At 66.0% G+C, this 25,241-nt stretch carries 19 protein-coding genes; 9 read left to right on the forward strand and 10 right to left on the reverse strand.

The window, feature by feature from the left end:
* Positions 1-10: 10 nt before the first annotated feature.
* The gene (locus tag EAH73_RS16805; protein ID WP_140468592.1) at positions 11-1,408 is read right to left on the reverse strand and encodes a M20/M25/M40 family metallo-hydrolase; all 1,398 of its coding nucleotides are present in this window, start codon (positions 1,406-1,408) and stop codon (positions 11-13) included.
* Positions 1,409-1,470: 62 nt separating this feature from the next.
* Positions 1,471-2,001: a SixA phosphatase family protein gene (locus EAH73_RS16810; protein WP_140468593.1), complete on the reverse strand. Its 531-nt coding sequence runs from the start codon at positions 1,999-2,001 to the stop codon at positions 1,471-1,473.
* A gap of 331 nt (positions 2,002-2,332) precedes the next feature.
* Here EAH73_RS16810 and EAH73_RS16815 point away from each other — a divergent pair, with 331 nt between their 5' ends.
* The 3 genes from EAH73_RS16815 to EAH73_RS23155 all read left to right on the forward strand — a co-directional run bounded on the left by EAH73_RS16815 (position 2,333) and on the right by EAH73_RS23155 (position 4,797).
* Positions 2,333-3,019, forward strand: coding sequence for a response regulator transcription factor (locus EAH73_RS16815; RefSeq protein WP_070742176.1), 687 nt, complete (start codon positions 2,333-2,335; stop codon positions 3,017-3,019).
* Positions 3,020-3,184: 165 nt separating this feature from the next.
* Positions 3,185-4,546: a sensor histidine kinase gene (locus tag EAH73_RS16820; RefSeq protein ID WP_140468594.1), complete on the forward strand. Its 1,362-nt coding sequence runs from the start codon at positions 3,185-3,187 to the stop codon at positions 4,544-4,546.
* 74 nt (positions 4,547-4,620) lie between these two features.
* Positions 4,621-4,797, forward strand: a complete 177-nt coding sequence (locus EAH73_RS23155) for a hypothetical protein (protein WP_161599584.1) — start codon at positions 4,621-4,623, stop codon at positions 4,795-4,797.
* A 2-nt stretch (positions 4,798-4,799) separates the two neighbouring features.
* On the opposite strand, the gene surE is transcribed toward EAH73_RS23155, so the two are convergent.
* Positions 4,800-5,702 carry a 5'/3'-nucleotidase SurE gene (surE, locus tag EAH73_RS16825; RefSeq protein ID WP_140468595.1) on the reverse strand — a complete coding sequence of 301 codons (903 nt, stop codon included), beginning with the start codon at positions 5,700-5,702 and terminating at the stop codon, positions 4,800-4,802.
* A 76-nt stretch (positions 5,703-5,778) separates the two neighbouring features.
* Between surE and EAH73_RS16830 the strand changes: the two genes are divergently transcribed.
* Positions 5,779-7,545 carry a M14 family metallopeptidase gene (locus EAH73_RS16830; protein ID WP_140468596.1) on the forward strand — a complete coding sequence of 589 codons (1,767 nt, stop codon included), beginning with the start codon at positions 5,779-5,781 and terminating at the stop codon, positions 7,543-7,545.
* 121 nt (positions 7,546-7,666) lie between these two features.
* On the opposite strand, the gene EAH73_RS16835 is transcribed toward EAH73_RS16830, so the two are convergent.
* Complete coding sequence (locus tag EAH73_RS16835; RefSeq protein WP_140468597.1) at positions 7,667-8,578, reverse strand: DUF5996 family protein; 912 nt, start codon at positions 8,576-8,578, stop codon at positions 7,667-7,669.
* Positions 8,579-8,722: 144 nt separating this feature from the next.
* On the opposite strand from EAH73_RS16835, the gene EAH73_RS16840 reads away from it, so the two are divergent.
* On the forward strand, positions 8,723-9,412 hold the full coding sequence (locus tag EAH73_RS16840; protein WP_140468598.1) for a 2'-5' RNA ligase family protein: 690 nt from the start codon (positions 8,723-8,725) through the stop codon (positions 9,410-9,412).
* Between the two features lie 66 nt (positions 9,413-9,478).
* Here the strand turns inward: EAH73_RS16840 and EAH73_RS16845 are convergent, their stop codons facing one another.
* Positions 9,479-10,714 carry a bifunctional 3,4-dihydroxy-2-butanone-4-phosphate synthase/GTP cyclohydrolase II gene (locus EAH73_RS16845; protein WP_140468599.1) on the reverse strand — a complete coding sequence of 412 codons (1,236 nt, stop codon included), beginning with the start codon at positions 10,712-10,714 and terminating at the stop codon, positions 9,479-9,481.
* Between the two features lie 112 nt (positions 10,715-10,826).
* On the reverse strand, positions 10,827-12,014 hold the full coding sequence (locus tag EAH73_RS16850; RefSeq protein WP_140468600.1) for a glycosyltransferase: 1,188 nt from the start codon (positions 12,012-12,014) through the stop codon (positions 10,827-10,829).
* Positions 12,015-12,158: 144 nt separating this feature from the next.
* Here EAH73_RS16850 and EAH73_RS16855 point away from each other — a divergent pair, with 144 nt between their 5' ends.
* On the forward strand, positions 12,159-12,884 hold the full coding sequence (locus EAH73_RS16855; RefSeq protein WP_140468601.1) for an FkbM family methyltransferase: 726 nt from the start codon (positions 12,159-12,161) through the stop codon (positions 12,882-12,884).
* A 242-nt stretch (positions 12,885-13,126) separates the two neighbouring features.
* Here the strand turns inward: EAH73_RS16855 and EAH73_RS16860 are convergent, their stop codons facing one another.
* The 4 genes from EAH73_RS16860 to EAH73_RS16875 are packed head-to-tail and all read right to left on the reverse strand — an operon-like array spanning position 13,127 to position 16,950.
* Positions 13,127-14,368 carry a glycosyltransferase family 4 protein gene (locus EAH73_RS16860; protein WP_140468602.1) on the reverse strand — a complete coding sequence of 414 codons (1,242 nt, stop codon included), beginning with the start codon at positions 14,366-14,368 and terminating at the stop codon, positions 13,127-13,129.
* A gap of 29 nt (positions 14,369-14,397) precedes the next feature.
* A complete protein-coding gene (locus EAH73_RS16865) occupies positions 14,398-15,579 on the reverse strand; it encodes a glycosyltransferase family 4 protein (RefSeq protein ID WP_140468603.1) in 1,182 nt (393 codons plus the stop codon).
* Between the two features lie 34 nt (positions 15,580-15,613).
* Entirely contained in the window at positions 15,614-16,675 is a 1,062-nt protein-coding gene (locus tag EAH73_RS16870) for a potassium channel family protein (RefSeq protein WP_140468604.1), read from the reverse strand.
* Positions 16,676-16,731: 56 nt separating this feature from the next.
* On the reverse strand, positions 16,732-16,950 hold the full coding sequence (locus tag EAH73_RS16875) for a PspC domain-containing protein (protein WP_070739681.1): 219 nt from the start codon (positions 16,948-16,950) through the stop codon (positions 16,732-16,734).
* 151 nt (positions 16,951-17,101) lie between these two features.
* Between EAH73_RS16875 and EAH73_RS16880 the strand changes: the two genes are divergently transcribed.
* The 3 genes from EAH73_RS16880 (at position 17,102) to EAH73_RS16890 (ending at position 25,180) form a co-directional block, all read left to right on the forward strand.
* Positions 17,102-18,916: a hypothetical protein gene (locus EAH73_RS16880; protein WP_140468605.1), complete on the forward strand. Its 1,815-nt coding sequence runs from the start codon at positions 17,102-17,104 to the stop codon at positions 18,914-18,916.
* Between the two features lie 21 nt (positions 18,917-18,937).
* Complete coding sequence (locus EAH73_RS16885; protein WP_262711092.1) at positions 18,938-20,008, forward strand: pyruvate dehydrogenase complex E1 component subunit beta; 1,071 nt, start codon at positions 18,938-18,940, stop codon at positions 20,006-20,008.
* 666 nt (positions 20,009-20,674) lie between these two features.
* Positions 20,675-25,180, forward strand: coding sequence for a PA14 domain-containing protein (locus EAH73_RS16890; protein WP_140468607.1), 4,506 nt, complete (start codon positions 20,675-20,677; stop codon positions 25,178-25,180).
* Positions 25,181-25,241: the final 61 nt, after the last annotated feature.

The raw sequence follows: 25,241 nt of genomic DNA on the forward strand, positions 1-25,241 counted from the left end.
CGCCAGAAAATTACAAACTATACTTAGCCAGCAAATAAACTAGGGCGGCCATGCTGCCGGCACCCAGCTCCAACTCGCGGCGGTTTACCTTATCGAAGGTGTCGATGGCGGTGTGGTGGAGGTCGAAATAGCGCTGCGAATCACAGTCGTAGCCGATGAGGGCCTTGGGATGCACGGCGGCTTCGAGGGGCTCGATGTCGGTGCCCGAGTGGCCGGGCACGATTTCGGCGGCGTGGTAGGGGCGCAGCAGGGGGCCCCAGGCGGCGATTTTACGCAGCGCCGCGGGGTTGCCCTGCACCGCAAAGCCGCGGGGCGTGAAGCCGCCGCCGTCGCTCTCAATGGCCGCCACGTGGGTTTCGTGGTTGGCTTGGGCCAAGCGGGCGTACTCGTTGCCGCCGCGGGTGCCGTTTTCCTCGTTCATGAAGAGCACGGCGCGCACGGTGCGCTCGGGCTTGAGGCCAGCGGCGCGCAGCAGGCGCAGGGCCTCCATGCTCTGCGTCACGCCGGTGCCGTCGTCGTGGGCCCCTTGGGCGAGGTCCCACGAGTCGAGGTGGCCGCCGACGGTGATGATTTCCTGCGGGAATTTCGAGCCCCGGATTTCGCCCACCACGTTGTAGCTTTTCACGTCGGGCAGCGTGGCGCAGCCCATTTCCAGCTCAAATTTCAGGCTGGGGTCGGCCTTGAGCAGCAGGCTGAGGCGGTCGGCGGCCAGGGTGCTGAGGGCCGCGCCGGGCACTTTGGTGGGCGTGTCGCCGTAGTTGGTGGCGCCCGTGTGGGGGTTGTCGTCGCGGGCGCTGGTGAGGGAGCGCACCAGGGCCCCCACGGCCCCGCGGCGGCCGGCCTCGGCGGGGCCGCTGCGGCGCTGGTCGCCGGCGCCGCCGTAGGCCGAGCCGGGCTCAATGAGGGCATCGTCGAAGGGCCGGTTGAAGAACACGAACTTGCCCTTCACGGCGGCGTCGGGCAGCTTTTTCAGCTCGTCGAGGCTGTGCACCTCCACCACGCCGGCGCGCAGCTTGCCGCCGGTGCCCACCGAGCCACCCAGGGCGCACACGGCCACGGCCACGCCCTTGCCCTTGTTGCCAATGATTTCGCCGCGCTCCTTGGGGCCCCGCACCCAGTGCGGCACCATCACCTCCTGCAAATACACCTTGTCGAAGCCCGCTTTTTCCATCGTGCGCTGGCCCCACTCCACGGCCAGCTGGGCCTGGGGCGAGCCCGAAAGCCGCCCGCCAATCGTGCCAGTGAGGTAGCGCAGGTTCTCGTAGCACTGCCCGCGCAGCAGGGCCTCGTCGAAGATGCGGCGGATGTTGAGCGAGTCGGTGGGGGCCCCGGCGGGCGCGGTTTGGGCCCGGGCAGCGGGGCCCCCGGCCAGCAGGCCGGCCAGGCAAAGAGCGGAAAAGTAACGCATCGGTTGAACAGTAAAAAGACCAGGCAATCGGCCAAAAGTATGGCCTAACGTTGTTTCTACGCTCAGCGGGCCCCGTAATGCCGCACGCGCACCGTGGCGGGGCCCTGGGCCGGCACCCGCACCTCAAACAAGTAGCTGTACTCGTCGTCGGGGATTTCGGGCACCGGCGCGGGGGCCCCCAGCGCGGCCAGCAGCGGCAGCAGCGTGTTGGAGTGGCCCACTACCACCACGGCCCGGCCGGCGTAGGCGCGGCGCAACGTATCGGCCAGGGCCTGGGGCTGCTGGGCGTTGTAGGGGCGCGGGGCCAGGCCGGTTGCGGTGGCCAGCGGGGCCAGGGTAGCGCGGGTGCGCTGAGTATTAGTGGTAAAGAGCACCGCCGGGTGCGCCCGGCGCAAGGCCCCCACCAGGGCCTGGGCGCGAGCCTGGCCAGCGGCCGTCAGGGGCGGGTCGGAGAGGCCGGGGGCCAGCTCTTTTTCGGCGTGGCGCACCAGGTACACGGTGAGAGCGGGCGACGCGGCGGGCGCGGCGGCACCGCCCCAGGCGGTGGCCAGCACCAACAGGGCCAGCGCGAAGCAGAGATTCCAGGGTTTCATAAGCGGCGGGTTGGGAGGGTGAGCGGGGGCCCAAAGAACGGCGCTGGGGCCCCCGGCGGCGCACAAAAGCAACTGAATACGGGGTGGCCCGGCGACTTTTTCAGTCGTCGGGCCGCGCTGACTATTGCCCGGGGCCCTGTTCAACCTGGGGGCCGTATTCGACTATTAAAGTGGCTCGATGACTGAAAAAGTCGCCGGGCCAACCGATTAACTACGGCTATTAAAAAAAACTTCATCAAATCAACAGCAAATCTTCATCTTTATCTAATCATCACGTACCGAATGTTGTGCTGCCGTTGCGGCTTTCCCCCTTTCCCCCCTCCCCCCTGCCATGCACGTTCTGCTTGTCGAAGACGAAAAAAGCCTCCACCAGGAAATGCGGCAGTTCCTGCGGCAGGCCCAGTACCTGGTCGATTCGGCCTTCACTTATTCCGAAGCCTCGGAGAAATTGTTTGTCAACAGCTACGATTTCGTGCTCCTCGACCTGGGCCTGCCCGACGGCGACGGCCTCGACTTGCTGCGCGAAGCCCGCCCCCGCGAGGGCCAAGAGGCCTCGTTCATCGTGCTCACCGCCCGCGGGGCCCTCGACGACCGCATCCGCGGCCTCGACCTCGGGGCCGACGATTACCTGCCCAAGCCCTTCTCCCTCTTGGAATTGACGAGCCGGATGCAGGCCATCACGCGGCGCAAGTTTGGGCTGAAGCGCACGGAAATCACCTTCGGCGACGGCTTCAGCCTCGATGCCACGGCGCGCATTGTGCGCCAGGGCGGCCAGGAGGTGCCCCTCACCAAAAAGGAATTCGACCTGCTGCACTACTTGCTGCTGCACCGCGGCCGGGTGCTCACGCGCCTGCAGCTTGGCGAGCACCTGTGGGGCAACGTGCTGGAGGACGATTCTGACTCGAACTACATCGACGTGCACATTAAAAACGTGCGCAAGAAACTGGCCCAGTTTGCCCCCGCCGACTTCCTCGAAACCGTGCGCGGCATCGGCTACCGGGCCTCGGAGGCGGCGTAGGCCGCCCACTATCATTAGCGGAACGTCATGCTGAGCGCAGCCGAAGCACCTCTCCCGCAGCAGTAGTCCAATTGTTTAACGATTGAATTACTGCTGCGGGAGAGGTGCTTCGGCTGCGCTCAGCATGACGTTCTTTTGCATTTCTACCAAGTTGTATTCAACCCAATGAGACTTGAAACCAAGCTGGCCCTGTTCAATGCGCTCTCGAAGCTGCTGCTGGTGTTGGTGGGGGTGCTCATCGTCACGCCCATCGTGCAGCGGGTGGCGGTGGCCCACACCGACCAGCGCCTGCACGAAAAGAAGCTGGAGGTGCTGGCCCTCGTGCAGCGCGACGGCCTGGACGCCTTTGTGCGCGCCGAGCGCAGCGAAATTTACGCCGACTACAACCTGCTCAAGCAGGAATACATCAGCATCACGCCCCTTGACCAGGGCCCCGGGGCCCCTACTGAGCGCGTGTTTGAGGAGCGGCGACAGGTGGACAACGAGGTGGAAGACTTCCGTATTTTGAGCAGCGTGGTGCCGGCCCAGCGGGCGGGTGGGCGGGCGTTCCGGCTCGAAATCGGCTCGTCGCTGGGCACCCTGGAGCTGCTCACGCACACGTTGCGGCAGCTGGCGCTGTGGGTGCTGGTGGCCGTGGCCCTGCTCACGGTGCTCTCCGACGTAGCCTTTGCCCACTACCTGCTGGGGCCCCTGCGCGAGCTCACGGTGCGCAAGCTGCGCGGCATCCGGCAGCCGTCGGAGTTCTCGTTTGCCCCCATCGCCACGGGCACCACCGATTTCCGCCGCCTCGACGACGGCCTGAACGCGCTAATGCGCCAGATCCAGTCGGCCTTCGAGAAGGAGCGCGAGTTTATGAGCAACGTGAGCCACGAGCTGCTCACGCCGGTGAGCATCTTGCAGTCGCGCTTCGAAAACATGCTGCAAGACAGCACCTTGCCCGAGCAGCACGCCCGCCAGGTGGTGGAGTCGCAGCACACGCTTTACCGCCTGCGCAACACGGTGCGCACGCTGCTGCTCATCGCCAACATCGAAAACGAGCAATACCTGCGCGACGAGGTGGTGAGCCTGAGCCAGACCGTGGCCGACGTGGCCGAGGAGCTCGACGACCGCCGCCAGCAGCGCGACCTGGCCCTGGCCGTAGACCTGGCCCCCGACCACGTGCTGCCCCGCGCCAACGCCACGCTGCTGCACACGCTGCTGCGCAACCTGCTGGCCAACGCCATCAAGTACAACCACATGGGCGGCACCATCCGCATTGCGGGGCGGCCCACGCCGGCCGGCGGCTACGCCCTGCGGGTGGAGGACACGGGCCCCGGCATTGCCGCCGAGCACCTGCCCCAGCTCTTTGATCGGTTCCGGCGGTTTTCGGCGCCCGGCCCGGGGGCCCCCGAGGGCTACGGCCTGGGCCTGCCCATCGCCCAAACCATTGCCGCTTTCCACGGGGCTACGCTGCGGGCCGAGTCGGTGCTGGGCCAGGGCACGGCCTTTGTGGTAGAGTTTGGGCCGGCCGCAGCGGTAGCGGAATAGGGCACATATTCACGGCGGCTTCACCCACCCGGCGCTAGCTTCATGCTGTGGTCGCTGCCCTCCCCTTTCGGGTTATGAAATACATGATTTTCCTGGCCTTGGCGCTGGTGCTGGGCCTACTGGCCTCGGGGCGCCACCGCCGGCGCGCGCAACATCCCAGCCCGGCCGCGCCAGTGGTGGTGCGCAAGCCCGCTTGGGCCACCGGCCGGCCCAAAACCGTGCGCCCGGTGCCGCCGGGGCCCCGGCCGTAGCCCTAGCCCGCGGCCGAACTGCCCAGCTCGGGCGCGGCAATGCCGTAGTCTTCGGCCGGGATGGGCTGGGGCGGGGTGGCGGCCGCGCCGGCGGCGGGCAGCGGCAACTGCCATTGGTGGCTGAGGAATTCCAGGCCGCGGTAGGCCGTCAAGTCGAATTGGCAGGGCACGATGGACACGTACTGATGGGCCAGGGCCCACTCGTCGGTGTCGGTGCCGGAATCAAGGTTTACAAACGAGCCGATGAGCCAGTAATACGGGCGCCGGTAGGGGTCGTGGCGCTCGTCAAACTCCTCCTGCCACTTGGCGCGGGCCTGGCGGCAGAGGCGCAGGCCGGCAATGGGGCCAGCCGAGTTTTTGGGCAAATTCACGTTCAGGGCCGTGCCGGGGGGCACGCCGTGGGCCAGGGCGTGCTGGCAAATCTGGGTAATCCAGGGCCCCAGGTGCGAGAAATCGGCGTCGTCGCCGTATTCGCACAGCGAGAAGCCGATGGCGGGCAGCCCCTCGATGGCCGCCTCGATGGCCGCCGACATGGTGCCCGAGTACAGCACGTTCACCGACGAGTTGGAGCCGTGGTTGATGCCCGACACCACCAAGTCGGGGGTGCGGTCCTTGAGGACGTGGTGCTTGGCGATTTTCACGCAGTCGGCCGGCGTACCCGAGCACTGGTAAGCGGCCACATCGGGCCCGAATACGCGGTTTTCGACCAAGCGCAGCGGCTGGCCGATGGTGATGGCGTGGCCCATGCCCGACTGCGGCGAGTCGGGCGCTACCACCACCACTTCGGCCCCCAGGGCCTGCACGATGCGCACCAGGTGCCCGATGCCGGGGGCGGTGATGCCGTCGTCGTTGGACACGAGGACGAGCGGGCGGGGCGGGGCGGAAGCGAGGGGCGAATCGGACATGAGCGAAGGAGCGGTACTGGGCACCGATACGCGGGGGCCCCGGGCGCGGTTCGGCTTTTTGGCGGAATTTGCAGCCATGTTCGCCCTCCTGCTCGCCGCCCTGCTGCCCGCCCTCGCCCCTGCCCCGCCGCCCGCGCCCGCCTGGCGCACCCCCTTTGAGCGCGACCCGGCCCGCAACACCACCGCTACCCACGCCGAGTGCGTGGCCTATTACCAAAAGCTGGCCGCCGCCTACCCGGCCCTCGTGCGCCTGCGCGAAGCCGGGCCCACCGACTGCGGCCTGCCGCTGCACGAGGTGGTGCTCTCGGCCGACGGCGACACCGACCCGGCCAGCCTGCGGGCCAAGCACCGGCCGGTGCTCTTCATCCAAAACGGCATTCACCCGGGCGAGCCCGAGGGCATTGACGCGAGCATGATGCTGGCCCGCAACCTGGTGCAGCAGCCCAAGCTGGGCAAGTTGCTGGCGGGCGTCACGGTCGTCATCGTGCCCATTTACAACGTGGGCGGGGCCCTAAACCGCAACAGCACCACCCGCGCCAACCAGAACGGCCCGGCCAGCTACGGCTTCCGCGGCAACGCCCGCAACTTCGACCTGAACCGCGACTACGTGAAGCAGGACTCGCGCAACGCCCGCTCGTTTGCGGCCCTGTTTCAGAAGTGGCAGCCCGAGGTATTTGTGGAAACCCACACTTCTAACGGCGCTGACTACCAATACACGATGACGCTCATCCCGACCCAGGCCAGCAAGCTGGCGCCGGCGCTGGGGGCCTATTTGCAACGCGAAATGCTGCCCGCTTTGTACCAGGGCATGGCCCAGAAAAAGTGGCCCCTGACGCCGTACGTGGACTTTAACGGCGAGACGCCGGAGAGCGGGATGCAGGCATTCATGGAGAGCCCGCGCTACTCCACCGGCTACGCGGCCCTGTTCCACACCATCGGCTTCATGCCCGAAACCCACATGCTGAAGGCCTACGGGCCCCGCGTGCAGGCCACCTACGACCTGCTGCTGACCATGCTTGCCACCGTGCAGCGCCAGGCCCCCGCCCTGCTGGCCGCCCGCGCCGGGGCCCTGGCCGCGCAGGCCCGGCAAACCGCCTTCCCCCTGGCCTGGGCCCTGGACGATAAGCCGAGCGACACCGTGCAGTTCCGCGGCTACGCGGCCGGCCACCGGCCCAGCGAGGTGAGTGGCCAGCCGCGCCTGTACTACGACCGCGCCCGGCCCTACACCCGCCCCGTGCCCTACACCAACACGGCCCACCCCACGGCCACCGCCGGGGCCCCCACGGCCTACCTCATCCCGCAGGCCTGGGCCGACGTGGTGGACAACCTGCGCCGCAACGGCGTGCGGCTCACGCGCTTGGCCCAGGACGTGGCCGTGCCGGCCGAGACGTACTACGTGGAGGATTTCCAGACCGTGGCCCGCCCCTACGAGGGCCACTACCTGCACAGCAAGGTGCGGCTGCGCACCACCCAGGGCCCCGTGGCCTGCCGCGCCGGCGACTACGTGGCCCGCGTGGCCCAGCCCGCCGCCCGCTACCTCGTCGAAACCCTGGAGCCCCAGGCCACCGACTCGTTCTTCGCCTGGGGCTTCTTCGACAGCATTTTGCAGCAGAAAGAGCACTACTCCGACTACGTGTTCGAGGACCTGGCCGCCGACCTGCTGCGCCGCGACCCGGCCCTACGCCAGCAGCTCGAAGCCGCCAAAACAGCGGATGCCAAGCTGGCCGCCAGCGGCCCCGCCCAGCTCGAATGGGTGTACCAGCACTCGCCCTACCACGAGCCCACCTTCAACCGCTACCCGGTGGCCCGCTGGCTGGGCGAAGGAAATTTGCCCACGGAGTAGCGGGGCGTGTAACAGCGCAGCGTGAACTTTAAGCAGCTGCGCGAAAGCAAACAGGCCTCGCTTTTAACCTAGACTATTGTCATTAACCACATTAGCTATTAGCTAATGACTTAACAAATAGCTACTTCAAATCCAGCCCTTCCCGGTCCCAGTGGGCCAGGGCGGCGGCGGCTTCGTAGGTGCTTTGGCAGAAATCGAGCACGGCGGCGCGGGGGTCGGGGGCGGTGCGGGCGGCTTCGTAAGGCAGCAGAAATTCGCCCATTTCGGCGCTAAATGCCGCGGTGGCGGGCCGCACGGGGGCCCCGGCGAAGCCATCCGGGGCCGGGTAGGCGTAGCTGTAAAAGGCCGCTTCGGCGCCATTGCCGCCGGGCCACCAGCCGGCGCTGCTCAGCTCGGCGTTGTAGGAAGCGCGCGTCACCCAATCGGCCAGGTGGGGCACGCCGCCGGGGTGCACGGGCGCGGGCCGCCCCGAAAAGCGCGTGACGGCCAGATCGAAGCTGCCCCAGAAGAAATGCACCGGGCTGCACTTGCCCGCAAAGCGGCCGCGGAACTCCTGGAGCACCCCCTCGGCCAGCAGCAGCACGTCCCAGAAGCGCTCGACGGCGGCGGCATCGTAGCTGGCGTGGTGGTGGTCGTCGGGGAAGGGCGTGGCGTCGTCCACCTCCACCGGCACGGGCCATATTTTCACCTCAATGCCCACCTCGCGCAGCAGCGCCCGGTAGCGCTGGTAGAAAGCGGCCACCGACTGGGGCCCCAGCGCGAAGCCGTGCTCGGCCCCGGCGCTGGTGAAAAGCCGCAGCCGGTGGGCCCGAAAATCGAACAGCACCTCAAACGAGCCGCCGGCGTAGGGCACGGGCCCCGTGCTGAGGCCCCGGGGCGTGGCGTAGAACGTGGCCTGCCACCACTGGTTGAGCATGGGGCTGAGGGCCAGGCGGGTTTTGCCCACAATTTGCGTCCAGCGGTGCAGCGTGTCGCGGGTGGGGGCCCAGGCGGCGGCGGGCAGGGCGGGCCAGGAAGCAGCAGTAGCGGGCATAGCGGCAGGTGGTTGGTGCGGGCGGCAAGGTAAGCGCCACCGGCCACGTAGGGCCCTGGCGGCAAAACGGCCCGCACATTTTGCCCCGGGGCGCGACCTTTGGGGCCCCGGACACTACGGCCCGGGGCCCCACAACTGCCCCGCATGAACCTCCAGGAGCACTACGACGCCATGCGCGCCGCCGCCGTCCACCGGCTGGCGCAGGGCCGGGCCGAGCTGGATCCCTTGATTGATTCGCCGGATGACGACCGCCGCGGCATCACGCTGCTGGCGCGCCCCCCGGCCCGCATCACCGCCGCCCTCGAAGCCATCCTGGCCGATTTCCGCTGCATCGAGCCCCAGCAGTACTACTACCCGGCGTCCGACGTGCACCTCACCGTGCTGTCCATCATTTCCTGCTACCGCGGGTTCGAACTGCCCATGATCGACGCCGCGGCGTACCGGGCGGCCGTGCGCGAAATTGTGGGGCCCGTGCGGCCGTTCAGCGTCGCGTTTTCGGGCCTTACGGCCTCGCCAGGCGGCATTATCGTGCAAGGCGAGCCGCTGGGCTCCGGCCTGGCCGAGCTGCGCGACCGCACCCGCGCCTACTTCCAACGCTCCAGCCTCCAGCAGTCCATCGACCAGCGCTACAGCATCCAGACGGCCCACTCCACCGTCATCCGCTTCCGCAGCAATATTCTGGACGCCAACGCCTTGCTGGCCAAAATCGAAAAATACCAGCACCACTTCATCGGCACCTTTGAGGTGAACGAAGTAGAGCTGGTATTCAACGATTGGTACCAACGGGCGGAAAACACCGTGCTGCTGGAAAAATATTCCCTCGCCGGGGCTTAGCGGCCGTACCACCAGCCTCGCCCATGCGGCCCGTGGGGCCCCTGGCGCAGCTCGGCGGTACTGCTTTTAGATTATCCCGGCACCGGCGATGGCGGCTTCGGCGTCGCGTAGGATGTCGTGGCCCATTTTGTCGCGCTTGGTGGCCAGGTAGATGGCGTTGTGGGGATTGGCGGCGATTTCGATGGGTACGGTTTCGACTACCTCCAGGCCGTAGGCCGACAGGCCGGTGCGTTTCTTGGGGTTGTTGGTGAGCAGGCGCATCTGGCGCACGCCAAGGTCGCGCAGGATGGCGGCCCCCACGCCGTAGTCGCGCTCGTCGCCCCGGAAACCCAAGTCCTCGTTGGCCTGCACCGTGTCGCGGCCCTGCTCCTGCAACTTGTAGGCTTTCAACTTGTTGATGAGGCCAATACCGCGGCCCTCCTGGTTCATGTACACCACCACGCCGCGGCCCTCGCGCTCAATTTGCTGCATGGCCTGGTGCAGCTGGGGCCCGCAGTCGCAGCGGCACGAGCCGAAGATGTCGCCCGTGATGCACGAGCTGTGCACCCGCGTAAGCATCGGGGCCGGGTCGCTCAGGTCGCCCTTCACCAGGGCCAGGTGCTGGGCCCCGTTGCTGCGCTGGGTGTAGGCGTAGAGGTCGAAATCGCCCCAGGCGGTGGGCATCTTCACCGAAATCTCGCGCTGAATCAGGCTCTCCTGCGCCAAGCGGTACTTGATGAGGTCCTGCACCGAAATCAGCTTCAAATCCCACTGCTTGGCCACTTTTTCGAGGTCGGGCACGCGGGCCATTTCGCCGTCTTCCTTCAAAATCTCGACCAGCACGCCGGCCGGCGCGAAGCCCGCCAGGCGGGCCAGGTCCACGGCCGCTTCGGTGTGGCCGGCGCGGCGCAGCACGCCTTCTTTGCGGGCCTTGAGGGGGAAAATGTGGCCGGGCTTGCCCAGGTCCTCGGGCTTGGTGGTGGGGTCCACGAGGGCCCGGATGGTTTTGCTGCGGTCGGAGGCCGAGATGCCGGTGGTCACGCCGTTGGTGAGCAGGTCCACGCTCACGGTGAAGGGCGTGGCGTGCAGGGCCGTGTTGCGGCCCACCATCAGCTCGAGGCCCAGCTCGTTGCAGCGCTCCTCGGTGAGGGGCGCGCAGACCAGGCCGCGGCCGTGGGTGGCCATGAAGTTGATGATTTCGGGCGTGGCGGCCTCGGCGGCGCAGATAAAGTCGCCCTCGTTTTCGCGGTCCTCGTCGTCAACGACGACAACAACTTTGCCGGCGCGCAGGTCCGCAATGGCGGATTCAATGGTATCTAACATGGTCAATCGGGCAGTTCGCGGGGAAGAAGCCAGGGCCCCGGGGGCGGCTGGCGGGCTAAAATAAGGTACGCTTAAAAAGGCGGCCCGCCGGAAGCGGCCGGGCCAACGGCAATTAACAATTCAGCAGCAATAAGTTCTCCAGGCCGGCCGTGGCGGCGGCCCAGTCGTAGTGCTGCTGCACAAAGGTGTGGCCGCGGGCGGCCAGCTGCGCGGCCCCGGCGGCGTCGGCCAGCAGCTGACCCACGGCGTCGGCGAGGCCCGCGGCATCGGCCGCCACCAGCAAGTGCTGGCCGGGCGTGCCGCGTAACGCGTTGTTGGCCAGGGGTGTGGTCACGCAGGGCAGGTGCATGGCCATGGCTTCCAGCAGCTTGTTTTGCAGGCCCGTGCCCACCCGCATGGGGGCCACAAATACCCGCGCCTGGGCATAGGCGCTGCGGATGTCGGGCAGCCAGCCGCTCACGGCCACGCCGGGGCGCTGGGCCAGGGCCCGCACCCGGGCCGCGGGCGTGGTGCCGGCCACCAGCAGCCGGGCCCCCGGGTGGCGGCGCTGCACCAGCGGCAGGATGCTTTCGGCCAGCCAGCAGGCGGCGTCTACGTTGGGGTGGTAGCCCATGTTGCCGCAAAACAGCAGGTCGTAGGGCTGGGGGGCCCCGGGCTGGGGCCGGAAGTGGGCAAAGTCGATGCCGTTGGGCACCACGGCGATGGCCCCGCTGGCGGGGTGCGGCAGCAGTTGCCGGTCCTGGTCGCTGATGACGGTGTGGTGGCTGAACCAGGCGAAGGCCGCGGTTTCGTAGGCGGCCAGGCGGCGGGCCTCCAGGGCCAGCACCGGGCGCTGCCAGGCCGGGGCGGTGGCCACCCGCCGCGCCACGCCGGCCGAAAACACGTCCATGTAGTCGAGCGTCATGGGGTGCCGGCCGGCGTGGGCCCGCAGGTACTCGGCCATGCGAATGAGCTGGCAGTAAATATGGTCGGGCCGAAACCCGGCCACCAGCGCATCGACCAGCCGCTGAGCCCCGGCGTGGTAGAAGTACCCCACTTGCAGCGGCCGGCCGCCGGTGGCCAGGGCCCCCAGCAGCCCGCGTCCCCGCGCCGGCAGCGGCAGCCGGTGCACGTGCAGGCCGCCCCGGCACAGCGGGCGCACGGCGGCCAGGGCGGCGGGCCCCACGGGCTCGTCGCTGAGGGCGAGCAGGCAGATTTCGTGGCCCTGCCCGGCCAGGTAGCGCAGCTGGTAGTAGGCGCGCAGCTTGTCCCCCTTGTCGAGCGGGTACGGGAAGCGGGAGAGCAGCACCAAGAGTTTCATGCGGCGCGAAGGTAAAGCCGGCGGCGGCCCCGCCGGCCCCGCCCCGGGCGGCGCGGCGAGCCGTTTCCGGCGGGCCCCGCCTACATTTGGGGGCGGTTTCTCCGCCCGCCTCCGTTGGCCGCTTGCCCGAACAGGGTGTCCCGAATGAAAGAGTTTCTCAAAAAAATCATCAAACGCCTCCCCATTGCCTTCACTCAAAACCAGCGCTACGACCGCCAGACGCAGCAGGTGCTGCGGCGCGTGTTGCACCCGCAGGCCAACTGCGTCGACGTAGGCTGCCACAAGGGCGAGGTACTGGCCCAAATGCTGCGCTACGCCCCCCAGGGCCAACACTTTGGCTTCGAGCCCATTCCGGCGCTCTACCAGCAGCTCACCCGCACCTTTGCCCACCGCCCCAACTGCCATTTCTACCAGCTGGGCCTGGGCGACGCCCCCGGCGAAGTTTCCTTCAACTACGTGCTAAGCAACCCGGCCTACAGCGGCTTCGTGAAGCGCCGCTACGACCGGCCCGAGCGCGACACGCTCATCACCGTGCAGCGCGCCCGCCTCGACGACGTGCTGCCCCCCGACACGCGCATCGACCTGATTAAAATCGACGTGGAAGGCGGCGAGCTGCAAGTGCTGCTGGGGGCCCAGGCGCTGCTGGCCGCCAACCGGCCGGTCATCGTGTTCGAGCACGGCATTGGGGGCTCCGACCACTACGGTACCCGTCCCGAACAGGTGTTCGACCTGCTCACCGCCCCGGCCATCAACCTGCGCATCTCCACCATGACGCGCTGGCTGGCCGGCCAGCCCGCCCTCACCCGGGCCGAGCTGGTGCAGCAGTTCGACCAGAAGCTGAACTACTATTTCATCGCCTACCCCGCTTAAATAGTTAGTTTTTAGCAGCTTAAAACCCATGTAAATAGGCCGACTACCAGCCCCAAAGGGGCGGCCCATCGGTGGTAAAACATGGCCTATTACCAGCAGAAGCCCCAGCGGGGCGACCCAGCACCGTTACGTGCGGTTGGGTCGCCCCGCTGGGGCTTTGTTCTTCAATACCAGCAAATTACTACCGACGGATCGCCCCTCCGGGGCTATAAGCGCGTAAGCCCTATAGCTCAACTCGCTTCTCAACTTCTCCCGCCCGTCAGCAACTGCGCATACAGGGCCTCGAAGCGCTTGGTTACTTGGTCGTTGGCATACACGTCGGCGGCGGTGCGGGCGGCGGCGGCCCCCAGGGCCCCCACGGGCAGGCGGCCATGGTAGTAGTCGCGCAGGGCGGCCTGCCAGGCCGGGGCCCCGTCGCGCAGTACCACGTCGTGGCCGTCGCGCACGGCAATGCCTTCGGCGCCCAGGCCGGTGCTCAGAATGGCCTTGCCCAGGGCCATGCCTTCGATGATTTTGACGCGCATGCCGCCGCCGCTCAGCAGCGGCACCAGCATCAAATCGTACTGCCGCATGAAGGCGGCGGCCGAGTCTACAAAGCCGTGGATGAATACGTTATCGGTGCGCGGGGCCAGCAGGTGGGGCGGCGTGCCGGTGCCGGCCACGTGCAGCTCCAGGTCGGGCAGCTCGGCGTGCACGGCGGGCCACACCTCGCGCAGCAGCCAGTCCAGCCCTTCGCGGTTGGGCAGCCAGTTCAGCGAGCCGATCATGAACACAGAGCGCGGTTTGGGCCGGATGGCCGGGTCGGGCTGGAAGGAGCCCAACTCCACCGCCGCCGGCACCAGGGGCATGGGCCCGGGGCAGCCCAGGGCCCCCAGGCGGGCAATGTCCTCTTCGGTGATGGCGGCAATCCCGTCGAAGCGCCCGAGGTATTCACGCTCAAACCGCTGCATGCGCCCGGCCAGGTGGTTCAGATACCAGCGTTTCAGGGGGTTGCGCTCGCCGCTGGCCAGCCGCTCCCAGATAACGTACTCGATGTTGTGGGCCCGTAACACCAGGGGTGGCGGGCAATTTGTTTCGTTTACCGGGTGCTTTAACTTCCAACGTACAAAGCTCAAGTAGTGGGCAACAAATGTGCCCTCAAATTGCACTACATCAAACTTTGTTTCGCTCAGCAGGTGGCTCAGCGCCGTTACCACATCTTGGCTGATGAACCGCTCTACATTATAGGGTTCACTGGAAAAAAGTAAGTTCCGCAGCGCCTTCAGCGGCTTCAGATTCGTGTCCACGTCCACAGTTACCAGCCGGAACTGGGGCCCCAGGTGGGCCAGGGCGTCGGCGGGCTGGTGGTGCTTGGGCGTGTTGATGGCAAGCATCGTGACGCGGTGGCCAGAGCGCAGCAGCCCAGTGGTGATGTTGTAAATCCCGATAGCCCCGCCGTCGTGCAGCGGAAACGGCACCCGCGGGCTCACTTGAAGAATGTGCATAGGCCGCAAAAATACGCCTGGGGCCCTCCCTACGCCGGGCCAGCGGCCTGGGCGGCTTGCAGGGCCTCCCACAGCACCTCGGCGCTGCGCACCCACGAGAAGCGGGCCACGTTGGCCAGGCCGGCGGCCCGCAGGCGCAGGCGCAGCGGCTCGTCGCGGCTCAGCTGGGCCAAAGCTTCGGCAATGGCGGCCGGCTGGTGTGGGTCGCAGAGCAAGGCCCCGGTGGGGCCGCCCGCTACCTCGGGCAGCGACGACAGGTTGGAGGTGACGACCGGGCAGCCGCTGGCCTGGGCCTCCACCACGGGCAGGCCAAAGCCCTCAAAGAAAGGCACGTACACCGTGGCCAGCGCAGCCGCGTACAGGCCCGCTAGCTCATCTTCGCCTACCCGGCCCGTGAAGTGCACGGCGGCCTGCACGGCCGGCGGCAACTGCCGGTAGGCTTCAAAGATGGGCCCCGCCTGCCAGGCCTCGCGGCCCACCACCAGCAGCTGCACGGCTGCCGCGGGGCCCTCCCCGGCCGCTGCCCCCACCCCTTCCCCTGCCTTGTACAGGCCGAAGGCCCGCAGCAGGTTCGCCAGGTTTTTGCGCGGCTGCAGGGCCCCCACGAACAGGAAATACGGCTGCCCTGCGCTGAACTGAGCCCGCACAGCCGCCTGCTGCGCCGCTGGTTGCGGCCGGAACTGCGCGGCCGGCGCATTGTACGCCACCCGAATGGGCCCCGCGGGCAGCCCCAGCTGCGCGGCCACGTCGTGCCGGGTGGCCTCCGACACAGCCACCAGCTGCGCGGCGGCGCGGGCAAACCGCGGCATGAAATACGTGTAGTAGCGGTGCACGAGGCGGCTCACGTCGTGGGGGCGGTGCAGGTAGGCTAGGTCGTGCAGCACCAGCACCCGGGGCACGCGCGTGTTCAGCACCGTGAAGGACTCGGGCGAGAGCAGCGCGGCCGGGCGGTGCCGCCGCAGCCACCAGGCCACGGCCCCCTCGTACCAGGCCAAAATCAGGAGGGGGTGGCGCGCCGGGGGCCCCAGCACGTGGGGCACCACGTTGGGCCCCAGCACATAGCGCGGGTCGTAGGGCCGGTCGAAGAGGAAGTGAAACGTGCACTCCGGGTGCTGGTGCACCAGCTCGCGCAGGGTTTCGAAGGTGTAACGGCCGAGGCCCTCCAGCTGGTTGCCGGGCAACAGAAAACGGGTGGTAACGGCGATGTGCACGGCGTGGCGAAAGGTAGCCGCAAAAGTAGGGCCCCTACAGCCCCAGCTGGCGGAAGCTCACCTCCAGGCTTTCAATCTGCTGCTCCGAGCCCAGCAGCAGCAGCACGTCGCCGGGGGCCGGGCGGTAGTCGGCCGAGGGGCTCACCGAGAGGCTGCCGTCGGCCAGGCGCAGGCCGATGACGGTGGCCCCGGTGCGCGAGCGCACGTCGAGCTCGCGGATGCTCTGGCCCTGCATGTCGCGGCGCAACTGCTCGTAGCTGAGCTCCTCCAGGCGCAATTTATCGGCCGTAAGGCCCGAGATAAGGTCCAGGAAGCGAATGACTTCGGGGCGCACTACGAGTTTGGCCATGTGCGAGCCGCCAATTTCGTCGGGCATCACCACGGCATCAGCCCCGGCCGAGATGAGCTTGCTCTCGGAAGTTTTCAGCTTGGCGCGGGCAATGATTTTCAGGCGCGCGTTCAGGGCCCGGGCCGAGAGGGCCACGAACACGTTGTCGGCGTCTTTGGGCAGGGCCGTGATGAGGGCCGAGGCGCGGGCCACGCCGGCCTGCTCGAGCACCACGTCGGTAGTGGCGTCGCCAATCACCGTCACGATGCTGCCGCCGGGGGCCCCGTCGCCGTTGTAGTCCTCGCCGGTTTTGCCGTCGCTCACGTCCTTCATCAGCTGCTCGTTTTGCTCCACCACCACCACACGCACGCCGTTGGCGCGCAGCTCTTGGTAGGCGCGGCGGCCGTTGGCCCCGAAGCCGCAAAGGATAATGTGCCCGCTGAAGCGCTGGATTTGTTGGTCGGTCCGGTACATTTTAAACAGGTTGCGCAGCTCGCCGGCAAACAGGAACGTGGTGAATACCGACACCAGGTAGGCCACCACCACGAGGTTGAAGAGGATGTAAAACGACACAAAAATGCGCCCCGCTTCCGAAAACGGGTGCACCTCGCCGTAACCCACCGTGGCAATGGTGGTAATGGTCATGTAAAACGCATCGGCCCAGCCCAGGTGCTCGATGAGGCGGAACCCGGTGAGTCCCGTGCCCAGGCTCACGAGCGTGAGCCCGAAAGCCAACCGCAGGCGGCCCAGGTTGAGGCGCTTAAACATGCACAAAAAGGGAGCGGAGTGGCAGCACGGGCCCCAAAGCTACGGCCGGCGGGGCCCTAAAGGTCCCACACGGTGCTGCGCTGCTGGCGCCAGGCGCGGCGCACGTTCATCCAAAACACGCCCGCGAAGTAGAGCACCACCGGCGAGCCAAACGTGAAAAACGAGGCGTACACAAACGAGAGCCGGATGCTGCGGGTGCTGAAGCCCCACCGCTGGCCCAGGGCCGAGCACAGGCCAAACGACTGCGCTTCGAGGTAATCGGTGAGGGTTTTCATGGCGGGGGGCACGGGCGGGAAAGGGCCCCGGGCTGGGCTAAGTTACAACGCAAACGGGAGCGGCCCCACCGAACCGGGTAGCTTTGCGCGCCCGGGCCCCACCTTTTTTTGGTTCTTGTACGTTTAGGGCGCTCGCTAAAGCCATAATCTGTTGCGTATTATTTCAAAATTAACGGCGGGGGCCCCGCTGCTGGCCGCCGGGGCCCTGCTGCTGGGCTGCTCGCCGCTGCCCAAGGTGCTGCGCGCCGCCGAGGCCGGCCGCCAGGCCACGGCCACCCCCGCCCCGCTCACGGCCGTGGGCGAAACCGTGCCCTTCGAGGTGACGGCCCGCGTGCCCGCCGCCCACCTGCGCAAGGGCGTGGCCTACGAGCTGCTGCTGCGCTACCGCTACGACCACGGCCTGCGCGACGACACGCTGGGCCGCGTCTCGTTTGTGGTGGGCGACTACGTGTACGACGACGAGCACAAGGGCTTTTTAGTGGCCCGCAAGTCCTTCAGCCTGCCCAATACGCCCAGCCGCAGCCCCGGCGAGCTGCTGGCCCGCCCCCAGGTGCGCGTGCTGAAACCCGGTGGCCAGGTGCTACGGGGCCCCGCCGACGTGCGCCTGGCCCGCGGCATTGCCGACCCCGCCCGCCGCGTAGTGCGCGAGGACACGGCCCTGGCTCTGCTGCCCGAAAGCGTGTCCAACCAAGGCGGCGGCACGCGCATTCTGCCATTTTTCTTTGATGACGGGGCCTGGTTCATCCGCTCGTTTTTGGGCACCAACGTGGCGGCCCTGGAAGACCTCATCGACGCCAACCAGCGCACCCAGCGCGTGCTCATCACCGCCGGCCACTCGCCCGACTCGCTCGACGCCCACAACCCGGCCCTGGCCAGCAAGCGTGTCAAAATGCTGCTCTATTACTATAAGAAGCGCGTTGAGGGCTTTTCGTACCTCAACAAGGTGGCCGACATCAAATTCGACACCCTGGCCTACCGCCGCCGCTGGGACCTGTTCCTGAACAAGGTCACGCAGTCGGCCCTCAAGCCCGCCGACCAGGACTCCATCATCGCCATCATCAACGATGCTCCGGGCGACTACGTGGCCAAAGAGAAGGCCCTGCACCGGCTGCAATCCTTTGATTACGTAGAGGAATACATTTACCCCGTGCTGCGCGTGGGCACGGTGGCCGTCACGTTCACGGCCCCGGCGCGCTACAACTCAGAGGTGTACTTGTTGTCGAAAAAGATTGTGGCCAAGCAGGCCGAACTCGACGCCCTCACGCCCGAGGAGCTGCGCTACTCGGCCACCCTCACCCCGCTGTTGGCCGAGAAGCAGCGCATCTACGAAGTGGCCAGCGCCGCCGAGGGCCGCTGGCAGGCCTACCACAACCTGGGCGTGGTGCTGCTGCTGCGCTCCGAGAAGGAGGAAAACCCCAAGGTGGCCCGCGCCTACCAGCGCCGGGCGGCTACCAACTTCACCCTGGCCGCGCACCGCAACCCCACGGCCGAGCTGTTTTACCACGCCGCCACGGCCTACCACCGCGCCGGCGACCGCCTCGAAGCCCTCCAGAACTACGACTACGCCATCAAGCTGGGCGGCGACCGGGCCCTGCTGCGCAAAATCATCTCCGACAAAGCGGCCCTGGAAATAGAAGTCGGCCAGCCCGATGAGGCCCTGCGCACGCTGCGCTTCGCGGGCCCCTCCTACCAAAACGACCTGAACACGGCCCTGATTTACGTGCAAAAAGGGGGCTACGACCTTGCCGAGGCCCAGTACCGCCAGGCCCTGGCGCGGCGCCCCGGGGCCCCGGCGGCCCTCTACGGCCTAGCCGTGGTGGCCGCCCGCCGCCACGACGAGGCCCAGCTGGCCACCTACCTGCACCAAGCCGTAGCCGCCGACCGCGCCTTGGCTAACCAAGCCGTCGAAGACCTGGAATTCCAGGACTACGCCCAGAGCGAGGCCTTCCGTGAAGCACTGAAGTAGGCATTAGTAGGGCCCCTACTAATGCGCGTGGCCCCGGGCACCTTGCCCATCCCGAGCACTGTCGTAGCTTTGCTAAACAGTTCCAAGCCGTTTTTAAGCCAGCATTTCATGCGTCAGATACAATTCCGAGAGGCCCTGCGCGAGGCCATGAACGAGGAAATGCGCCGCGACCCCCGCATTTTCCTCATGGGCGAAGAAGTAGCCGAGTACAACGGCGCTTACAAGGTGAGCCAGGGCATGCTCGACGAGTTCGGTGCCGGGCGCGTCATCGACACGCCGATTGCCGAGTTGGGCTTTGCCGGCATCGGCGTGGGCGCGGCCATGAACGGGCTACTGCCCATCATCGAGTTCATGACCTTCAACTTCTCGTTGGTGGCTATCGATCAAGTAATTAACTCGGCCGCCAAGCTGCACTCCATGTCGGGCGGGCAGTTTTCGTGCCCCATCGTGTTCCGGGGCCCCACCGGCAACGCCGGCATGCTCAGCAGCCAGCACTCGCAAAACTTCGAGAACTGGTACGCCAACTGCCCCGGCCTGAAAGTGGTGGTGCCCAGCACCCCCTACGACGCCAAGGGCCTGCTCAAAGCGTCCATCCGCGACCCCGATCCGGTGATTTTTATGGAGTCGGAGCTGATGTACGGCGACAAGGGCGAAGTGCCCGAGGAGGAATACATCCTCGAAATTGGCAAGGCCAACGTGACCCGCCAAGGCACCGACGTAACGATTGTTTCGTTCGGCAAAATGATGAAAATTGCCCACACCGCGGCCGACGAACTGGCCAAGGAAGGCATCCAGGCCGAGGTCATCGACCTGCGCTCGGTGCGCCCGATTGACTACGACACCGTCATCGCCTCCGTCAAGAAAACCAACCGCCTGGTGGTCGTCGAAGAAGCTTGGCCCCTGGCCAGCCTCTCGGGTGAAATCGCCTACGTGGTGCAGCGCCGCGCCTTCGACCACCTCGATGCCCCCGTGGTGCGCATCACCTGCGCCGACGTACCCCTGCCCTACGCCCCCACCCTCATCGAAGCCTCGCTACCCAACGTGGCCCGCGTGGTGAAGGCAGTGAAGGAAGTGACCTACGCCAAAGTGTAGGGCCCCCAAGTCCGGTTTTGAAAAAGCCCCGCTGGTTGTACCAGCGGGGCTTTTTGCGTTTCGGAGCCCCGGGCGGGGCACGTTGGCAGGTACTGGGCGCTAGCCCGCAGGGCTTGGCAGGGCGTTAGGGGCCCTGGCACCGCATGAGTTGGGCTAGCAATGCGCCTTTGGCGGAAAGTGGGCAGGGATAACGTGCCGGAACTTACTTTATTGTAAAAATGCAAAAAAATATGCTATTACGCAGAAATATTCGTAGCCAAATATATCGATAGTATACCAATTATTTTGGTACGCCTTGCCATTCTAACAGCCGTAGCACCATTAAAACTATCGTGCCAATTCTTCTTTGAAAGACAATATATTAAATGAATCTAATAGTAAAATAATTAAAATGCCTTACACCATACTATAAATCAACTCTTTGCAGCAACAAAATTTTGTGCTTAAAGCTGAACAAGAAGAAATTTTCTATTATAGTTTTATCTGGAATTGATATAAATATTCTATAAAAGGCAATCTACTCATAACCAAAGAATCCATAATCCAAGCCTTGTTACTAAAATTTATGTTTCGAGATTTGAATTAAATAATCCTATTCTGGAAACCTCTGACTTGTTTGCTCTTCTTAGTTTTGGCACAGGTTTCCTTCACTCTTTACTTAATTGTGTGAAGAACAGATTCTCTCTTTTTGTGCTCTGGTTGGTGCTCCTCGGTGTTTTTGCGCCAAAGGCTTGGGCCCAGACCGTTATCTTCAACGCCAGCGCCACGGCTCAGCCGGGCGACGCATTTAGCCTTCAGGGCAGCTTCGGGGCAGGGGCAAAAATTTTTCTCACGGCGGGCTCCTCTACCACTCCAGTGGCCGTGCCCATCATGACCCAAATGGCTGGGCAGGCCACGGGGCAAATCCCCGCCAACCTGCCCCCGAACCTGTACCAGGTGTGGGTGGACGACGGCGGCCAGCGCAGCCCTAGCGTGTACCTCAACCAGGCCCGGGGGCAGCACTTCGACTCGCCGGAAGTAGCCGCTGGTGGGCGCCTGCGCCTGTTCGGCCGGAACCTGTTTATGGGGGGCGGGGCCCAAGTCCGCTTTGTGGGGGCGGGCGGGGCCAGCGTCCAGGCCGACGCCGGCCAGAGCGATGCTTACACGCTGAGCTTCAACGCACCCACCTCGTTGCAATCGGGCACTACGTACCAGGTGATGGTGAGCAACGGCTACGGCGGCGAAACGGCGGTTGACTTCCCCATAAAAGCTGTGGACGGCGGCGCCGACTACTTCAACCTGGGCGTGGGCTGGGCGGGCAAGCTCAACTTCTACGCCAACGTGTACAACGTGCAGACGGACGGCCGCCTGAGCCAGAAAGCCCGGGGCGACGGCAGCACCAACGACCAGCAGGCCGTTCAGGCCGCCATGGACCGGGCCGCCGCCGACGGCGGCGGGGTGGTGTACCTGCCCGCGGGCACCTACAAGTTTGCCCATGGCGGCGGCGCGGGCCTGCTGATGCGCAACCGCGTGGTGGTGCGCGGGGCCGGCAAAGACCAGACGATCATCAAGTTCGGCTACGGCAACGTGAGCCCCGACCGCTGGGGCGTGATCTGGAACAACACCCAGCAGGCGGGCCTGGCCGACCTGAGCATCATTAACGTGAACGACTCGGGCCAGTACATCCAGAACATGACGGGCGTGGGCACCGAAATCTTCATGCAGCGCGTGCGCTTCGACATGAACACCGGCGACTGGCTCTGGCTGGCAAACTCCAACAAGCTGGTCATTGCCAACTCCGACTTTACCCAGGGCGTGGACGACAAAGCGGGCTACCACGGCCCCATTCAGCTGAGCGGCTGCAGCAACTTCGTGCTGTCCAACAACAACTTCACCTTCGCCGTGTACGGCCTGAACATGGGCAGCGTCCACGAAGGGGTACTCGAAAACAACCGCGTGTACCGCGACGGCAGCGCCCGCTACCCCACGTCGCTGACGAACCACGTGCTGATCCTGGACTTTGCCCAGAACGTGGCCTTGCTCAACAACCAGATCAGCGTCATCAAGGGCCCCGCCCAAAACTCCAACGACGGCGAGGCCATCATTGCCGAGGGCGGCGGTAGCGGCGGCACCCGCATCGACGAAGACGCGGGCACCGTGAGCGCGGCCGGGGGCAACACGCTGCAAGACAACAACAAAAACTGGGGGGCCTTCCGGCAGCAGCCGGTCGTGGCCATCGTCAGCGGCAACGGCATGGGCCAGTGGCGCACCATCACGAGCCGCAGCGGCAACCGGCTCACCCTGGACCGGGCCTGGGACGTGACGCCCAGCGCCGGCAGCCACTACGCCATCTTCAACTGGGGGGCCCGCAACTGGCTCGTGAAGGGCAACACGCTGGTGGGCCACCGCCGGGGCATCACCTTCTACCAGAACGCAACGCTGCAAGTAGCCGTCGTGGGCAATACGCTGACCAACAGCGGGTCCATTGACTTTATGCCTTACCAGGGCAACAACGGCTACCAAATGTTTACGCCCATGTACAACAATCAGATCGTGGGCAACAACGTGGCCAATACCGACGGCTCGAACGGGGTCTTCATCGGGGGCCACGTCACGCAGTCGCACCAAACGCAAACCTTTGGCACGTCGATGATCAACCTGGACGTGCGCAACAACACCCTCACGGCGCACTCGCCCAACGTGCCCGCCGTGGTGGACGACAACTTTCCGGAAGGGTACCTCAACTACCTGACTTTCCAGGAGAATGGCGGCCGCTACGTGGACGAGAAAATTCCGGCCCTGTTGGGCTCAGTTTTCCAGAACAACACGGCCATTAACTGCGACAATGCACTGTACATCAATTCCGGCTCGTACGGCACCCTGGTGTGCAACACGAATTTGGTGAACACGCCCAACCTGCTCCAGGACAACCGCATTATCGGCCTGACGCACACCTCCGTGGGCACGGCCTCCTGCCTGGGCTCGACGGTATCGGCGCTGCGCACGCCGGAAAACCCCGACAACACCGACGTGGGCCTGAACTACCAGTACTTTGAAGGCAACTGGAACTCGCTGCCGAATTTCGGCGGCCTCACCGCCATCAAGTCCAGCATTGCCACCGCCTTCGACCTGAGCGTACGGCAGCGCGAATACGGCTACGCCCTGCAATACACGGGCTTCATTACGGTGCCCGCCGACGGCCAATACACGTTTTCGACCAACTCCGACGACGGCTCGCGCCTCTACATCGGCTCGACGCTGGTGGTGGACAACGACGGCCCGCACCAAGTGCAGGAGGTATCGGGCACCATTGGCCTGAAAGCTGGCACCCACGCCTTCACCCTGACCTACTTCCAGGGGGCCGCAAGCCAGGTGCTGGAAGCGAGCTACCTCGGGCCAGGGGTGCCCAAGCAGCCCATCACGAGCGCGGTGCTGCGCCGGGCCAGCACGGGCCTGCGCACACCCGAAAACCCGACCTCTACCGCAACTGGCCTCGACTACACGTACGTGGAAGGGTACTGGAACACGCTTCCGGACTTTACGAACCTGGCGGCCACCAAAGCCGGCACGGCCACGGCCTTCGACCTGGGCCAGCGCCAGCGCGACTACGGCTACGCCATGCAGTACACGGGCTATGTGACGGTGCCCACCGACGGGCAGTACACCTTCACGACGGGCTCGGACGATGGCTCGCAGCTGCTCATCGGCTCGACGCTGGTGGTGGACAACGACGGCCTGCACGACTACGCCGAGCGGGCCGGCACCATCGGCTTGAAGGCCGGCACCCACGCCATCACCATCCGTTACTTGCAAGGGGCCGGCGGCCAAAGACTGACCGTGAGCTACCAGGGCCCCAACCTGGCCAAACAAACGGTGCCGGCCGCCGCGCTACAACGGGCAACGACGACGACCGTTACCCGGCCGGCCCCGGGCGCGGGGCTGCGCACGCCCGAAAACCCGTCCAACACCGCTTCTGGCCTGGACTATAAGTACTACGAAGGGACCTGGAACAACCTGCCCAATTTTGGGGCCCTGGCCACGGTGGCCAGCGGCACCGCGGCCACGCCCAACCTCGACGGCCGCCGGCGCGACCTTAGCTATGCCATGCAGTACACGGGCTACGTGACGGTGCCCACCGACGGGCAGTACACCTTCACGACGGGCTCGGACGATGGCTCGCAGCTGTTCATCGGCTCGGCGCTGGTGGTGGACAACGACGGCTTGCACGGCTACCTGGAGCGTTCCGGCACCATCGGCCTGCAAGCCGGCACCCACGCCATCACCGTCACCTACCTGCAAAACGGTGGCGGCCAAAGCCTGACCGTGAGCTACCAGGGCCCCAGCTTTGCTAGGCAGGCCGTGCCCGCTTCGGCGTGGAGCCGCCTCACCACGGCGGCCACCATTGCCGGGCTGCGCACGCCGGAAAACCCGGCCAACACCACTTCCGGCCTGGATTACAAGTACTACGAAGGGTATTGGAACACCCTGCCCGCCTTCAGCTCCTTGGGCACCACCAAAGCCGGCACGGCTACCACCACGACCTTCAACCTGGGCCAGCGCCAGCGCGACTACGGCTACGCCATGCAGTACACGGGCTATGTGACGGTGCCCACCGACGGGCAGTACACCTTCACGACGGGCTCGGACGATGGCTCGCAGCTGCTCATCGGCTCGACGCTGGTGGTGGACAACGACGGCTTGCACGGCTACCTGGAGCGCTCCGGCACCATCGGCCTGCAGGCCGGCACCCACGCCATCACCGTCGCCTACCTGCAAGGGGGTGGCAGCCAGACCCTGGCCGTGAGCTACCAGGGCCCCAACCAGACAAAGCAGACCTTATTGCCGGCCTCGATGCGCCGCGTGGCCGCCGGCAGCTCCACAGCAGCAGCCAAAGGCCGCGTGGCCCTCGCAGAAGCTGCCACCCCGGAAGTTGCCCCTACCGCGCTGAGCGTGTACCCCAACCCGAGCACGGGCGCCTTCACCGTCGAGTTTTCGATGGCCAAGGCCCAGACGGCTACGCTCACCCTGATCGATGCGCTCGGCCGCACCGTGCAACAGCAGCAAGTGCAAGTCCAGGAGGGCCCCAACCGAATTGCCTATCAGGCTTCGGGCGTCGCCCAGGGCATCTACCGGCTCACGCTGGTGGGGGCCGATGGCCAGCGCCAGGGGCAGAAAGTGACCATCAGCCACTAACCTGGTCGCGCTTCACGCGCACCACCAAATGCAAAGGGGCCCGCTGGAATTTCCGGCGGGC

It is taken from the genome of Hymenobacter nivis, assembly GCF_006439025.1.
GTDB classification, from domain to species: Bacteria; Bacteroidota; Bacteroidia; order Cytophagales; family Hymenobacteraceae; genus Hymenobacter; species Hymenobacter nivis_A.

Excerpts from the sequence above, each read along its gene's own strand:
- EAH73_RS16805 (WP_140468592.1), bottom strand. The coding sequence starts at position 1,408 with ATGCGTTACTTTTCCGCTCTTTGCCTGGCCGGCCTGCTGGCCGGGGGC.
- EAH73_RS16810 (WP_140468593.1), bottom strand. The coding sequence starts at position 2,001 with ATGAAACCCTGGAATCTCTGCTTCGCGCTGGCCCTGTTGGTGCTGGCC.
- EAH73_RS16815 (WP_070742176.1), top strand. The coding sequence starts at position 2,333 with ATGCACGTTCTGCTTGTCGAAGACGAAAAAAGCCTCCACCAGGAAATG.
- EAH73_RS16820 (WP_140468594.1), top strand. The coding sequence starts at position 3,185 with ATGAGACTTGAAACCAAGCTGGCCCTGTTCAATGCGCTCTCGAAGCTG.
- EAH73_RS23155 (WP_161599584.1), top strand. The coding sequence starts at position 4,621 with ATGAAATACATGATTTTCCTGGCCTTGGCGCTGGTGCTGGGCCTACTG.
- surE (WP_140468595.1), bottom strand. The coding sequence starts at position 5,702 with ATGTCCGATTCGCCCCTCGCTTCCGCCCCGCCCCGCCCGCTCGTCCTC.
- EAH73_RS16830 (WP_140468596.1), top strand. The coding sequence starts at position 5,779 with ATGTTCGCCCTCCTGCTCGCCGCCCTGCTGCCCGCCCTCGCCCCTGCC.
- EAH73_RS16835 (WP_140468597.1), bottom strand. The coding sequence starts at position 8,578 with ATGCCCGCTACTGCTGCTTCCTGGCCCGCCCTGCCCGCCGCCGCCTGG.
- EAH73_RS16840 (WP_140468598.1), top strand. The coding sequence starts at position 8,723 with ATGAACCTCCAGGAGCACTACGACGCCATGCGCGCCGCCGCCGTCCAC.
- EAH73_RS16845 (WP_140468599.1), bottom strand. The coding sequence starts at position 10,714 with ATGTTAGATACCATTGAATCCGCCATTGCGGACCTGCGCGCCGGCAAA.
- EAH73_RS16850 (WP_140468600.1), bottom strand. The coding sequence starts at position 12,014 with ATGAAACTCTTGGTGCTGCTCTCCCGCTTCCCGTACCCGCTCGACAAG.
- EAH73_RS16855 (WP_140468601.1), top strand. The coding sequence starts at position 12,159 with ATGAAAGAGTTTCTCAAAAAAATCATCAAACGCCTCCCCATTGCCTTC.
- EAH73_RS16860 (WP_140468602.1), bottom strand. The coding sequence starts at position 14,368 with ATGCACATTCTTCAAGTGAGCCCGCGGGTGCCGTTTCCGCTGCACGAC.
- EAH73_RS16870 (WP_140468604.1), bottom strand. The coding sequence starts at position 16,675 with ATGTTTAAGCGCCTCAACCTGGGCCGCCTGCGGTTGGCTTTCGGGCTC.
- EAH73_RS16875 (WP_070739681.1), bottom strand. The coding sequence starts at position 16,950 with ATGAAAACCCTCACCGATTACCTCGAAGCGCAGTCGTTTGGCCTGTGC.
- EAH73_RS16885 (WP_262711092.1), top strand. The coding sequence starts at position 18,938 with ATGCGCGTGGCCCCGGGCACCTTGCCCATCCCGAGCACTGTCGTAGCT.